12 protein-coding genes are annotated in these 13,329 nt (G+C 53.1%); all 12 read left to right on the top strand.

Features of this window, described 5'->3' with window-relative positions; all coding sequences use genetic code 11:
- Nucleotides 1-16 precede the first annotated feature (16 nt).
- Nucleotides 17-1,165 (top strand): phosphodiester glycosidase family protein, encoded by a 1,149-nt coding sequence (locus NST99_RS05705; protein ID WP_341090222.1) that lies wholly within the window; start codon nucleotides 17-19, stop codon nucleotides 1,163-1,165.
- Nucleotides 1,166-1,305: 140 nt separating this feature from the next.
- Entirely contained in the window at nucleotides 1,306-2,004 is a 699-nt protein-coding gene (locus NST99_RS05700) for a response regulator transcription factor (protein ID WP_038586809.1), read from the top strand.
- Nucleotides 2,001-3,002, top strand: a complete 1,002-nt coding sequence (locus NST99_RS05695) for a sensor histidine kinase (protein WP_341090220.1) — start codon at nucleotides 2,001-2,003, stop codon at nucleotides 3,000-3,002. Before NST99_RS05700 ends, NST99_RS05695 begins: the two co-directional genes overlap by 4 nt.
- 207 nt (nucleotides 3,003-3,209) lie before the next feature.
- On the top strand, nucleotides 3,210-4,829 hold the full coding sequence (locus NST99_RS05690) for a spore germination protein (RefSeq protein WP_341090218.1): 1,620 nt from the start codon (nucleotides 3,210-3,212) through the stop codon (nucleotides 4,827-4,829).
- Nucleotides 4,826-5,929 (top strand): GerAB/ArcD/ProY family transporter, encoded by a 1,104-nt coding sequence (locus tag NST99_RS05685; protein ID WP_341090216.1) that lies wholly within the window; start codon nucleotides 4,826-4,828, stop codon nucleotides 5,927-5,929. Before NST99_RS05690 ends, NST99_RS05685 begins: the two co-directional genes overlap by 4 nt.
- A complete protein-coding gene (locus NST99_RS05680) occupies nucleotides 5,926-7,212 on the top strand; it encodes a Ger(x)C family spore germination protein (RefSeq protein WP_341090214.1) in 1,287 nt (428 codons plus the stop codon). The genes NST99_RS05685 and NST99_RS05680 overlap by 4 nt, the downstream gene beginning before the upstream one ends.
- Nucleotides 7,213-7,225: 13 nt before the next feature.
- Nucleotides 7,226-7,459: a hypothetical protein gene (locus tag NST99_RS05675; RefSeq protein WP_341090212.1), complete on the top strand. Its 234-nt coding sequence runs from the start codon at nucleotides 7,226-7,228 to the stop codon at nucleotides 7,457-7,459.
- A 10-nt stretch (nucleotides 7,460-7,469) separates the two neighbouring features.
- Nucleotides 7,470-8,567, top strand: a complete 1,098-nt coding sequence (locus NST99_RS05670; protein WP_341090211.1) for a GerAB/ArcD/ProY family transporter — start codon at nucleotides 7,470-7,472, stop codon at nucleotides 8,565-8,567.
- Between the two features lie 154 nt (nucleotides 8,568-8,721).
- Entirely contained in the window at nucleotides 8,722-9,492 is a 771-nt protein-coding gene (locus NST99_RS05665; RefSeq protein ID WP_341097569.1) for an ABC transporter ATP-binding protein, read from the top strand.
- Nucleotides 9,467-11,413: an ABC transporter permease gene (locus NST99_RS05660; RefSeq protein ID WP_341090209.1), complete on the top strand. Its 1,947-nt coding sequence runs from the start codon at nucleotides 9,467-9,469 to the stop codon at nucleotides 11,411-11,413. Before NST99_RS05665 ends, NST99_RS05660 begins: the two co-directional genes overlap by 26 nt.
- A 111-nt stretch (nucleotides 11,414-11,524) precedes the next feature.
- Nucleotides 11,525-12,481, top strand: coding sequence for a helix-turn-helix transcriptional regulator (locus tag NST99_RS05655; protein ID WP_341090208.1), 957 nt, complete (start codon nucleotides 11,525-11,527; stop codon nucleotides 12,479-12,481).
- Nucleotides 12,482-12,608: 127 nt separating this feature from the next.
- A complete protein-coding gene (locus NST99_RS05650) occupies nucleotides 12,609-13,067 on the top strand; it encodes an SRPBCC domain-containing protein (RefSeq protein WP_341090207.1) in 459 nt (152 codons plus the stop codon).
- The last annotated feature ends 262 nt before the right edge of the window (nucleotides 13,068-13,329 follow it).

Raw genomic sequence — 13,329 nt, 5'->3', positions numbered from 1 at the left:
GGAGATACTGTTCATCATGAAAAAAATCGTCACCCTCATTCTTACCCTGCTTCTCCCGCTTTACGTCCTTCCTCCCGCATCATCAAGCGCCTCTGCGGCGCCTGCGTCCAAGCTCGCAGTTTATGTGGACAAGGAGAATCATGCTTACATTCCACTGCGTTTCCTGAATGATTTTGCCGGCATCCGGTCGATCCTCACTCCTGGCGGAACGATAGAAATTACAAAGGACGAAGCTTCCCTCCGCCTGATTCCGGGCTCGGCGAAGGCCTCCGTGAACGGCAAGGCCGTAACCTTGAGTGAGCCGGTCTTCAGCGGCAGCGGCACGACGTATGTTCCGCTGTCCCTGGTCAGCCAAACACTGGGCCTTCAGCTGAAGTGGAATCCGCAGGCTTCGTCGCTCACGCTGACAGCGGACGAAACTTCCGCCACCTTGCCCGTGCACAGCGGAGCACTCCTTAAAGCGGAATCCCCGGCGGTAGTCAGCGGCAAACGCACCTTTAAGCTCGGCAGCCGCTCCTTTACAGTGCAGACAGTCACCGCTTCCCTGCTCCATCCCTCGGTCAAGCTGGATGTAGTGCTTGCCGGCAACACGGTCGGCAAGACGGAGTCACTTGGCAGCATTGCCAAACGCAGCGGTGCTCTTGTTGCGATCAACGGGACCTACTTTGATGCCTACACTAAAGGGGCATACAAAGTCCCTTACGGTTATATCATCAGCGGCGGAAGGATGCTCAAGAACGGTGCTGGAGAACGGCGGGCCGTATTCGCTTATGACCGCAATCTATTAGCAGAGCTGATTCCTGGCACTGAATTCGCATCGCGCTTCCAGAGCGGGACCATCGAAGGTGCGCTTCAGGCCGGCCCCCGGCTGCTGGTTAACGGGAAGGTAGCGGTGGATGTGACCGCCGAAGGCTTCAGGGATCCCAAAATCCGCACTGGCGGCGGAGCCCGCAGCGCGCTGGGCTTGACGCGGGACCACAAGCTGATTCTTCTGACCACCAGCGGGGCTACCATTTCGCAGCTGGCGCAGATTATGAAGCAGGCCGGTGCCTATCAGGCCATGAATCTGGATGGCGGCGCCTCCAGCGGATTGTATTACAACGGCAAATATTTGACAACACCGGGACGTCTGATCAGCAATGCGCTGGTCATCAAAACCCGTTAATCCATCCTTCCGCAACATACAAGCAGCCTCCCGCAGCCGGATCTTTTTCCGGCAGCCCGGGAGGTTGTTTGCGTCTGAATCCTGTTTTGCATAAATTTCCCTTAGCATGTTACTGTAATACTGGACAAAGGAGTGAATTCATGGAAACGATTCTGATTGTCGAGGACGACGCCAAGCTGGCAGACCTGCTTAGCAGTTATTTGTCAAAATATGATTTCCATACCGTCATCGTAGATGATTTCAATAGAGTGCTGGAAACCTTTGAGGACAGCGCCCCAAGCCTGGTGCTGCTGGACGTCAATCTGCCGAGATATGACGGGTTCTATTGGTGCCGCCAGCTTCGCAAATCCTCACTCTGCCCCATCCTTTTCATATCTGCCCGCGACAGCGGCATGGATCAGGTCATGGCGCTGGAGAACGGCGGCGACGATTACATTATCAAGCCATTCCAATACGAGGTCGTGCTGGCCAAAATCCGCAGCCATCTGCGTAGAGCTTACGGCTCTTACGCCCACAGCCAGGAAGAACGTAAGCTTCAAGCCGGAGGACTGACGCTGTATCCGGAGCGTTATGTGATCCAGCACAACGGCCTGTCCGCTGAGCTTACACAGAAGGAAGCCGTCCTGCTTGAAGCGCTCCTGCTGAAGGAAGGGCGCGTCGTCTCCCGTGAACGGCTGCTGGACCTGATGTGGGAGGACCAGCATTTCATCGATGATAATACACTTAATGTCTATATCACCCGCGTACGTAAGAAGCTCAAGGATCTTGATCTTGACGACATCGTAGAAACCATAAGAGGTGCCGGCTACCGGCTCAGCCTCTCCGGAGAAACACCATGAGGCTGTTTCTTAAGGATCACCGGCCGCTGCTGCTCTTCTATCTGCTCCAGATGATCCTCATCCCCGTGCTCTACTGGGTTACAGGCGAATACAGACCCTTCTCGATTGTTTTATACGGGATGGCCCTCAGCTTTGCAGTTCTCATTCTATATCTGGGCTTCCGGTATGTTCAGCACTATAAGCTATACACCCGCCTGAGCGGACCCGGCGGAGCCCCGGGGGAACAGCTTATTCCCCTTGACGATGCGCCGCTGCCCGAAGCGGTGACGGAAATGATGCAGCACAACCACCGCTATTATCTGGACCAGCTGCATTCCCATACCCGGCGGATGGATCAGCATATCGATTTCATCAACCGCTGGGTCCACCAGATGAAGACGCCGCTTTCCGTCATCCAGCTTACCCTTCAGGATTTGGAGGAGGATGCTGCCAGCAGCATCCAAGAGGAGGTAGAGCGGCTCCGCAAGGGACTGGAGATGGTTATTTACACCTCCAGGCTGGAGCGCTTTGAGGATGATTTCCATGTTCAGCCTCTATTGCTTCGCAAAGCCGTAAGCGAGACCGTCGCCGATAACCGCAGGCTGTTCATCCGGCGTGGAGTCCGGGTAGACATTACCATTGACGATGGACTATCTGTATACAGCGACGCCAAATGGCTGAGATTCATGCTGGCCCAGATTCTCGTCAACGCCGTAAATTATACTGCCGGGACAGGCAAGACAGTAACCATTTCCGCGGAGCAGACAGGAAACGGGAGCATCTTACTGATTAAGGATCAGGGCATTGGCATCTCTCCCGAAGACCTGAAACGGGTGTTCAATCCTTATTTCACCGGAGAACGCGGCCGCCAGTATCATGAATCCACCGGGATGGGCCTCTATCTGGTCCGTGAGATCTGCGCAAGGCTCGGGCATACGGTAGAGCTGCAATCCCGGCCCGGCGAGGGGACCACAGTTCGCATTACTTTCGGAGGAGCAGTTGATCCTCCTCGCGGCTGAACTACAGCATCCGCTCAGCTTCCTAAGACTGGCTGGAGCTGCCACAAGCTTCACAACCGGGAGCATTCCGCCCGCCATGACCAAATGGCCGGTAGAGTGCTCTCTTCTTCATGTCTGCTAATCTCATAATGCAGTCAGAATAAGGAATCCGCTCCCAGGGGATAATACAGAAAATCATCCAGAATCCAGCAACGAGGAGGAGTATCGATGCCAACCCATCTGCAGCAACGCCGCAAGAAAGGAACAGATCCCGCCAAGGCTTCCGTTCCTGCAACGCTGCCTCTTCACCCCTCATTAGATATTACCTTGCAGGAAATTACTAAGCGGATCGGTCAAAGCTCCGATGTTGTTTTCCGCAGATTCACTAATGAATCTTTAAGCTCCCTCTCTCTTGCTTTTATATATATCGACGGACTCGTTAACGCAGATGCCGTCAACCAGACGGTACTGCAGCCGCTGATGGAGATGGTTGCTCCCAAGAGCGGCGGTATTACCGCCAAGGACGCCTTCAGCCTGATTAAAGATCAGATGCTGCCGGTCGGGGGCGTCAAGGAAGGCAAAACGCTGGAAAGTCTGCTCCCCATGCTCTTCGAAGGCTATACCCTCATTCTGTTTGAAGGACTTCAGGTGGCACTGGCTGCCGATACCTCCGGCTGGGAGAAAAGAAGCATCAACGAACCAACCTCCCAAGGTGTCATCCGCGGACCCAAGGAAGGCTTCACAGAGAGCCTGCGGACAGGCACCTCTATGCTGCGGCGCAGACTCAAAACCTCCGATCTTAGAATAGAAGAGTATAAGATCGGTCAGCGCACTCAGACCGGTGTGGCACTCATCTATCTGGAGGGTATCGCCAGTGAACAGGTGGTGGCGGAAATCCGCCGGCGCTTAAACGCCATTGAAACCGACAGCATTCTGGAGAGCAATTACATCGAGGAATTTATTCAGGATGGCGGACTGACTCCCTTTCCGACCATCCAGAACACGGAACGTCCGGATGCGCTTGCCGGAGGCATTCTGGAGGGCCAGGTCGGAATTATTATTGACGGGACTCCCTTTGCACTGCTTGCTCCCTCCACTTTCTTCAATTTTTTTCAGTCGAGCGAAGATTATTATCAGCGTTATGATATTTCTTCTTTCCTGCGGCTGATCCGGTATGCTGCTTTTTTTGTATCCATGCTGCTGCCGGCCTTGTATATCGCCGTGACTACCTTTCACCAGGAAATGCTGCCGACAACCCTGCTGATCAGCCTGGCCGCCCAGCGTGAAGGCGTACCGTTTCCGGCACTGGCGGAAGCGCTGCTGATGGAAGTCACTTTCGATGTGCTGCGTGAGGCCGGGGTCCGTATGCCGCGCACCATCGGGCCGGCGATTTCCATCGTTGGGGCACTCGTGCTGGGACAGGCCGCCGTTCAAGCCGGACTCGTCTCCGCAGCCATGGTTATCGTGGTGTCGTTCACCGCCATCTCTAACTTTGTCATCCCGTCCCTGGCTATCGCCAATTCGATCCGCCTGATCCGGTTTGTCATGATGCTGATCGCCGCTACCCTTGGCCTGTTCGGCATCATGTCCTTTTTGATGGTGCTGCTGATTCATTTGGCCGGACTGCGTTCCTTTGGTGTGCCGTACCTGTCCCCGGTAGCTCCAATGACTCCCCGATATTTGAAGGATATCTTTATCCGCGTTCCGCTCTGGAGCATGACCATGCGGCCAAAGACCAATCTGGGCAAGGAAACGCGCAGACAAGGCCCGGATCAAAAGCCGCAGCCCCAAGAAGAGGCGCAGAACAATCAGCAAACCAGGCAGCCGCAGGGGGAGGATCCCAGTTGAACGGTAAAATCGGCACCACCCAGACAGCCATGCTCATCGTCAACACTATCTTGCCGACAGCCACCGTCGTGCTTCCCGTCATCATTGGCAACTACGCGGAACAGGACGCGCCGCTGGCTATTTTGTTATCGACTCTGGCCGGGCTAGTGTTCGCCACGATTGTCGGGACAGTCATCCGCTACAGCAAGGGCGCACCGTTTCTGACCTGGATTGGCGAGAAGAGTTCTCCTGTTGCTGCTACGATTCTGGGCCTATTGATGCTGCAGTTCTATCTGGACACATCGGCTACCATTTTGCGCGAATTCGTCAATTTCATCAAAGACAATGTACTGATCGACACCCCGGTCACCGTAATGACCATCCTGATTCTGTTAATTACGATTTATATGGTCAGGCAGGGCCTTGAGTCCATCGCCAGAGTGAACAGCCTCGTGCTGCTGCTGTACTTTTTCTTCGTGCCGCTCTATCTGTTCGGGCTGTACCGGGACATGGATGTCCATCAGCTGCTGCCGGTCTTTGATCACTCTCTGGCCTCCTTGACACTGGCCGGCATAACACCGGCTACCTGGATGTCCGAAGTCGCGGTGCTGCTGTTTCTGGCTCCTTATTTGCAGAATCCGCAAAAAGCGCGCATCGCCGGCTGGGCAGGCCTTCTCTTCGTTGCTGTGCTGATGATGTTTTCGCTCGTAACGACACTGATGGTGTTCGGGTCCGAATTCATCAAGCTCAGCACATATCCGGGTTTTTCCACCGCCGGAGTCGTTCATATCGGCAGATTTATCGAAAAGCTGGACATTCTATTCATCTCCTATTGGGTGCTGTCCATCTATCTGAAATTCTCGATCTTTCTGTTTGCGACTGTCGAATGCTTCAAACAGACCTTTCGTGTAAACAGCAGCCGGCCTTTTATCGGGGCTCTGGGTCTGATAATCGCTTTAGAATGTCTCTTTACCTGGCAGAGTGCAGACCAATTGAATCTCTACAACAAGGAAGGGCGTTTCCCGGTCTTCTTCCTGTTCAATGTACTTGTTCCGCTAGCTGCGATCCTGCTGCACCGGCTCCGGAAACCGAGATCCAAACGAAAGGGGTGGGAAACATGATGCAGCAGCAAAACACCGAACCCTATTCTGCAAATCCCGCGAGACCTCTGGTTTATGCCGTGAAAAAAACGCTCTGCCTGGGACTCTGCCTCCCCCTCCTGTCGACATTGCTGACCGGATGCTGGGATGACCGGGAGCTGAGTGAGCTGGGCATTACCTCCGGTTCGGCATATGACTGGAAGGATAACGAGTGGAAGGCCACCTACCAGGTCATCAACCCTTCTTCCGGCACCAGCAGCATGGGAGGCAGCGGGGGCGGGAGCACCAGCTCACCGCCGTTCGTCACCTTCACAGTAAAAGGCCGAACGATTATGGAAGCGATCGAAAAAACCAATCTGACCAGTACGCGCGAAATGTTTTTTTCCCATTCTCGCATAACCGTAATTGGAGAATCTCTGGCCAAACACGGCATCAGTCAACTAATCGACATGTTCCTGCGCAAGCAGGACGCCCGGGAAACTGTATATGTATTTCTATCCAAAGACGATGCCGGAGATATTCTGGACCAGCTGATGCAGCTGACCAAAAATCAGGGAGCCGGTATCCAGCTCATGATTGAGCAGGAATCGAAGCTGCTCTCCTTTTATCCCAGCATCCGGCTGTTTGAACTGGCCATGGCCCTGTCCTCCGAATCCGGAAGTGCCGTGCTGCCGGAAATCCGCCTCACTGGTGACCAGATCATGGATGAAACCAGCGAGACCGGTCGGACCGACCTGCCTTCACGGCTCGAGCTGGGAAGGCTCGGTGTCTTAAAAGGCGAAAAACTGGTAGGATGGCTAACGCAGAAGCAAGCCTTCGGCTTGTCGTTTCTGACGAACAAAATTGATACTGCCACCATCGCCTTCGCCTCCCGGCCCGAAATCAGCGACAAACCGGACGCCTCGTTCATCCTCCAGAATTCGACCACTTCCGTTCATCCCATCTGGGATAAAGATCACTACATCATGGATGTGAATATCAAAGGAAGCGGCGTATTGACGGAGCTTGGAAGCGTCATGGATTTGAATGACCGGGCTTCCATTACGGAGATGGAGCGAGCCATTGAACAGCGTATCCTGGAACTCGTGGGCAACTCATGGAGTGAGGTCAAGCGGCTGGGAGCGGACGTCACGGGCTTTGCCGTGAGGATTCACCGCAGTGACCGCAAGCGCTGGAAGCAGATTGAGAAGGACAAAAGCTGGGAGCGCATGTTCCAGAATATTGAGATCAAACCGCATGTTTCGATCCAAATTGAACGGAGCGGACTCAGCAACAAATCCTTTAAATCCGTCCAGCAGAAGTAAAGGGGCCTGCTCTATGAAAATAGCGATCACTCTTCTGCTTTATGCCTTATCTTTCGTCTGGGGCTGCACCCGGCTGCGCGGAGAAGGAAGGAAGCTGCACCGGCTGTGGTTTGGCTGCATTCTGGTCTGGTGTGCTTATGAGAACATTTGCGGGATTACAGAAACGCCGCATTTCAATATGGCTACCTTATATATTACTTACTTTCAACCCGCCGGCAGATTCATTATCAAGTGGTTAGGAGGCTGATTTCGGACTCATGCAAAAAAAGGAACAGGTGTCTGGCCTGCAAATTGCGTTTATGATTATGCTGTTCGAGATTGGCAGCACGCCGCTCTTTCTGCTGGGCGGCAAGGCCAAGCAGGATTCCTGGCTGGCCATGTGCACTGGCTCGCTGGGCGGCTTCATCCTCCTTCTGCTTCTGCTGTGGATTCAGCGCCGCTCGCCCAAGCTGGACCTCATCAGCATGCTTAAATTCCATTTCGGAGGAGTTGCCGGCTCCGTGATCGGCTTGATCTACTGCTTCTATTTCGCTTACCAGTCGATGCGCAATGTCCGCGATCTCGGCGAGCTGACGGCATTGACTTTACTGCCGAGATCCCCGATGCCGCTCACGATGCTCATTTTTGTAATGATTGCACTTTATGCGATTTGGAAAGGTGCGGAGGTTGTCTTCCGGCTGCCCGAGGTGCTGCTCCCGCTGGTTCTCTTCTTTTATTTCCTGCTTGTGCTGCTGCTTGGTATTATGGGCTCCATCGACTTCTACCGGCTGACTCCTGTCTTCGAGGGCGGATTTATGCCGATTGTAGAAGTTGCGCTGCCGGATATCGTCTCCTTTCCCTTCGGCCAAATGATTGTGTTCCTGATGTTGTGGTCCCTCTGGGATAAACCCGGTGTGCCGGTAAAAAATACAGTGACCGCCTATATTGCCATCAGCATCTTTCTCATCTTCATGAACGCGCTGAATGTGGCTGTCCTCGGCCCATCGATTGCAGGGATCAGCCAACTGCCTTTTCTGAAGACAGTCCGCACCTTATCGAACCTCAAGTTTGTGGAACGGCTCGACATTCTGGTAACGATCCAACTCTTTATCGGGCTGCTGATCAAGATGATGCTCTTCTACTTTTGCGCGGTTAAAGGCATTAGTGAACTGAGCGGCAAACCGGCCAAATGGTGGGTTTTTCCCGTAGGAGCGGCAATCTATGGCACTTCCTTTCTGGCGAGGGACTATACCCAGCATCTTGCCTTCGGCCTGGGGCCAAGCCTCAAGATTGACCCGCTGTTCCAAATCGGTTTCCCGCTGCTGCTCTCAATATCCATTCTGCTGCGGGGATGGTTCAAACGAACATCCTCCTGACCTGGCGAACATAACCTTAACCGCGCTGTAAGGAAACGTTAAGGTAAAACCATAGCATGCCGGAAGCTCATCCTGTACACTCGGAATCAGAAGATAAGCACCTATAGGCGACAATGGGTGACACTCATGTTTCGGTTAGAAAGGAATGAATTCCATGAATGTACTCGAAGTCACGGCAATGAACAAAGTATACCCGGGAAAGGTGCTTACGCAGGCTCTTACCGATATTCATCTCAGCATTGAGCAAGGTGAATTTGTGGGAATTATGGGCCCTTCGGGCAGCGGCAAAACCACCCTGCTCAACATGGTCTCAACCATTGACCAACCCTCCTCGGGTGAAGTGAAGATCGGCGGCAGCAATCCCTATCAGATGAACAAAAAAGAGCTGGCCCTGTTCCGCCGCAGAAAGCTTGGCTTTGTGTTCCAGGATTTCAACCTGCTGGAGACATTGACCGTAGGGGAGAATATCGTTCTTCCCCTGACTCTGGATAACCGCAAGCTTTCCGAGATGGACGCGCTGCTGCAGCGGGTGGCCGGGCGGCTGAATATCACGGACATCCTAAATAAGCGGACCTATGAAATTTCCGGCGGACAACGCCAGCGGACGGCGATTGCCCGGGCAATTATAACTTCGCCTGCCATTCTGCTCGCCGATGAGCCGACGGGAGCGCTCGATTCGAATTCCTCCCGGATCGTAATGGAGTCGCTGGAGGACATCAACCGCAAGGAAGGCACGACGCTGATGCTGGTTACGCATGATCCGATGGCAGCAAGCTATTGCAACCGCATCGTCTTCATTAAGGACGGCAAGCTGGCTGCGGAAATCCACCGCGGCGACAACCGCCAGGCCTTCTTCCAGAAGATCATTGATACACTTTCATTCTGGGGAGGGAATAGTCATGAGCTTTCCTCAATTCGCGTTTAACAATGTGCGACGCAACGCGCGGGCATATATGGCCTTTTTCCTCAGCAGCGCCTTTATGGTCATGATCTTCTTTTCCTATTCGGTGTTCATCTATCATCCTGAAGTAACCTCTATTGAGCTTGGACGTAATTCGGCTACCGGGATGAAAATTGCTTCCTATATTGTCTTCATTTTCGCCTTTTTCTTTGTCCTGTACTCGATCAGTGCTTTCCTCAAGCTGCGGAATCTGGAATTCGGCATCCTGATGATCCTGGGCGCGCGTCCCGGGCAGATCAACAGACTGATTCTGCTGGAAAATATGATTATAGGCCTGCTGTCGATCCTGAGCGGCATGGCCGCAGGGATGCTGCTGTCCAAGCTGTTCCTGCTGCTCAGCACTAATATTATTGGTATTGCAGATATGCCATTTTATTGGCCGGTAAAAGCACTCGTGATCACTTCCGTTTCCTTTCTGGCGTTATTCCTGATAAATTCAATCTTCACCCTGCTGTTCATCCGCAGGAACCAGGTGCTAGAGCTGCTTAAGGGAAGCGTGAAGCCGAAGAAGGAGCCCAAAGTATCCTGGCTGCTTTCGCTTCTCGGACTTGCACTGCTGACAACAGGAGCCATTTCCATCGGGTTGGAGCTGTCTCCGAACACACTGCTGATCGCTGCCGTCACAGGCATCGCCGGCACTTATTTCTTCTACTCCCAGTTGTCGGTGCTGGGCATCCGCCTGCTGAAGCTGAGCCGCAAACGGCTATGGCGCGGAACCAATCTGCTCTGGATCAACGAAATGAGCTACAAGGTTAAAGACAATGCGCGGATGCTGTTTCTGGTAACGGTTGTCACTTCATTGGCCTGCATGGCCGCAAGTCTTCTTCTATCCATCAGCTCTTCGAATAATACGACGTATGTGAACAGTCCATTCGCTATCGACTATTCCGTTGACAATGGACACGGTCCCGAACCCGGACTGACCACCATTCATGATGCCCTGGAAAACGCCGGATTGCAGTACACAGAGAACAAAGTGGAATTCATCCGCGTTTCTATCCGAGGCCTTAATGATGTGGACCAGTTTGACAACGTTCAATTGCTGACGGTGTCCGTATTTAATCAACTGGCAGGACAAATGGATGTCACCGGAATCCCTCCTTTGTCTGACGGAGAAGCTGTGCTGCTGCTTAACCCCCAGAACGCCATTATCGAATATAACGCAGGAGAGAAGATTCTGCTGGCAGATCAAGTAAATGTGGAACTCGTCCTGAATCATCTTATCAATCCACCGGTTATGCCTTTTGGCCAATACAACCCGTCGGTGATGATTGTCAGCGACAGTGTGTATGCAGAAGCTGCCGGTAAGGCTAGAGCCAATGATCGCGAAATAAATTACTTTTATAAAATCCCGGCGTGGGATGCACTGCTTCCTAAGACCGGGGAGCCGGAGACTGTCATCTCCAGTGAGCTGGTGCAGTGGAGCAGGGACAGGAATCATGCGACTGACAACTGGCATACGTTAATAAGTGCACGGGCTGATAGCTATATGAATACCAAGCAGGGAACCTCAATGCTCAGTTTTATCGGCATCTTTATCGCCCTGATCTTCTCACTCTCTTCAGCCAGCTTCCTCTATTTCAAGCTGCATACAGAGCTGAACGCAGATATGCGGATGTACCATGCACTCTCCAAGATTGGACTCAGCACCAGAGAAATGTCGGCTTCCGCCACCAGACAGATTGCACTGCTGTTCTATATCCCTATTCTTATTGCAGCCGTGCAGACTCTTGTAGTTGTCCGTCCCGTACTGAAAGTGATGGATATCACGAATGTTACCGTTCCTGTGCTGATCACATCGGCAGCTTTCCTGTTAGTGCAAACCGTGTATTTCATCATTGTCAGATCCCGCTATATTCATAGTCTGAAGAAGATGATGGTGTAACCCGGAGGCGTAGGCTACAATGAATGCTGAGTCCTAGTGAGTGAGAATAAAGCGCCGCTGCTTGATTGCAACCAGAGAGCAGAATTACAGGCGTACCGGAGGTTCTGCCTGATGTCCAAAGCCGATCATATGCTGTCCATCCTGTGGATGCTGCAACAGAGGAGAAGAACCGCTGCCGAGCTCGCGGAGGAGCTGGAGCTCAGCATCCGCTCCGTCTACCGTTATATTGACGCGCTCTGTGCCAGCGGTGTTCCCGTAATTGCCGGCGCCGGGCCGGGAGGCGGGTACAGCCTGCCTGAGCATTTCAGTGCAGCGCCCCTGTTCTTCGACACCAGGGAACAGAGGGCGCTCGTACAGGCCTCCGCTTTTGCCCGGGGCAGCGGATACCCTTATGTCGCAGCCCTGGACGGAGCGATTGCCAAGCTCAAACGCTACAGCAATGCGGCGCAGCTGTCACAAATGGAGCGCCACGAAGCCGGCATGGAGATGCTCCATGCACCTGGCGCTGTGCTGCAGCCGCTGCTGGAGGAGTTGGAAGCCTGCATCGCAGGCAGCCTCACCCTGCAGATGGACTACCGCAAGGGAAACGGAGCGGATGTTTCTGCCCGGTCTATAGATCCTTACGGACTGGTGCTGTGGAAAGGCCAGTGGTATATGGCCGGCTATTGCCATCACCGCCAGGAAATCCGCAGCTTCCGGGTAGACCGGATTGGAGGACTGCGGCGGACCGGAGATGACTTTGTGCGACCTGCCGGATTCTCCGCAAGCGAGTTTCTGCTGCGCGGCCTGCTTCCCGGCCAGGATAAAGCTTCCGCACTGGTGGCTGTCATCATCCAGTCTGCGGAAGCCGTCCTGAATGATCTGTGCAGCCATTGGCTGTTCGGCCATACGCTTGCGGAACGAACCCCGGAACAAGCCAGCTTCCTGCTGGATGAAGCCTCGCTATACAGCTACGCCCCCTATTTCCTGCTGCCTTACGGCAAAGCGCTTAAGATCATCGAACCCGCAGCTTTAAGGCAGAAGCTGGCAGCTATCACTGCGGACCTTGCAGATTATTATAAAGAATAATATCTTTATCCGGATCACTGACCGCAGCTGTCAGTGATTCTTTTGTATAGTGAACTTATCGCTAAGGCAAACATTCATAGGACTTTGCCGAGGCAAATAAGAACATAAAAGGCAGGAGGAATAAGGCATGCAAGAACTGAAATATCAATTCTATATCGGCGGAACACCAGCACAGGTGTGGGACAGCCTCGTCTCACCGGATAAAGTACAGCAAATCTATTACGGCAGCACGATCCACTCCAGCTTTACAGCAGGGGAACCGCTGAAATATATCGGGCCGGGGGCAGATGGCCCCGATACCTTGCATGTATACGGCACAGTGCTGGAATTCTCTCCAGAGCAGGCGTTCCGCTTTACCCACAAGGTCGGCCCCTCCTATCTCAAGGGCGGCGAACCGTATGAATCATGCATCTCCTGGCTGCTGGAGCCGGTTGGCGGCTGTACCAAGCTGACACTGATTCATGATCAATGGCATCCTGATGATCCATCCTACGGCCCCAGCGAAAGCTCCTGGTGGCAGATTCTCAGCAACATCAAGACCTTAGTGGAAACAGGCAGTACGCTGGATTTTGGTAGCTGGGAGTAGAAGCAGACACCTGAAGATGGACGAATTCTGTGTTTATCAGGATTATAGCCAGTACATCCCTACTTGAGAGGATGTTTTTTCAGTCCAATCGAATGCATGGATGCTCTCTGAGTCCCCCAACCCACGCGTAAAAGCAGCAATTGCTGCCTTTACGCGTGGGTTATTTTTATTTTTCCCTAGGGAAACTTTTTTGTTGCATGGACAAATTTATTTACGTATACTAATATTGTGGCAGAGTACAAGAATCTAACCCATGTGCATA

The organism is Paenibacillus sp. FSL L8-0470 (assembly GCF_038008625.1).
GTDB lineage: Bacteria > Bacillota > Bacilli > Paenibacillales > Paenibacillaceae > Paenibacillus_AQ.
This window is presented reverse-complemented; position numbering and strand designations above follow the sequence as displayed.

Bases quoted from the DNA above. Each gene is read 5' to 3' on its own strand.
- NST99_RS05705 (WP_341090222.1), top strand. From the start codon at position 17: ATGAAAAAAATCGTCACCCTCATTCTTACCCTGCTTCTCCCGCTTTAC.
- NST99_RS05700 (WP_038586809.1), top strand. From the start codon at position 1,306: ATGGAAACGATTCTGATTGTCGAGGACGACGCCAAGCTGGCAGACCTG.
- NST99_RS05695 (WP_341090220.1), top strand. From the start codon at position 2,001: ATGAGGCTGTTTCTTAAGGATCACCGGCCGCTGCTGCTCTTCTATCTG.
- NST99_RS05690 (WP_341090218.1), top strand. From the start codon at position 3,210: ATGCCAACCCATCTGCAGCAACGCCGCAAGAAAGGAACAGATCCCGCC.
- NST99_RS05680 (WP_341090214.1), top strand. From the start codon at position 5,926: ATGATGCAGCAGCAAAACACCGAACCCTATTCTGCAAATCCCGCGAGA.
- NST99_RS05675 (WP_341090212.1), top strand. From the start codon at position 7,226: ATGAAAATAGCGATCACTCTTCTGCTTTATGCCTTATCTTTCGTCTGG.
- NST99_RS05670 (WP_341090211.1), top strand. From the start codon at position 7,470: ATGCAAAAAAAGGAACAGGTGTCTGGCCTGCAAATTGCGTTTATGATT.
- NST99_RS05665 (WP_341097569.1), top strand. From the start codon at position 8,722: ATGAATGTACTCGAAGTCACGGCAATGAACAAAGTATACCCGGGAAAG.
- NST99_RS05660 (WP_341090209.1), top strand. From the start codon at position 9,467: ATGAGCTTTCCTCAATTCGCGTTTAACAATGTGCGACGCAACGCGCGG.
- NST99_RS05655 (WP_341090208.1), top strand. From the start codon at position 11,525: ATGTCCAAAGCCGATCATATGCTGTCCATCCTGTGGATGCTGCAACAG.
- NST99_RS05650 (WP_341090207.1), top strand. From the start codon at position 12,609: ATGCAAGAACTGAAATATCAATTCTATATCGGCGGAACACCAGCACAG.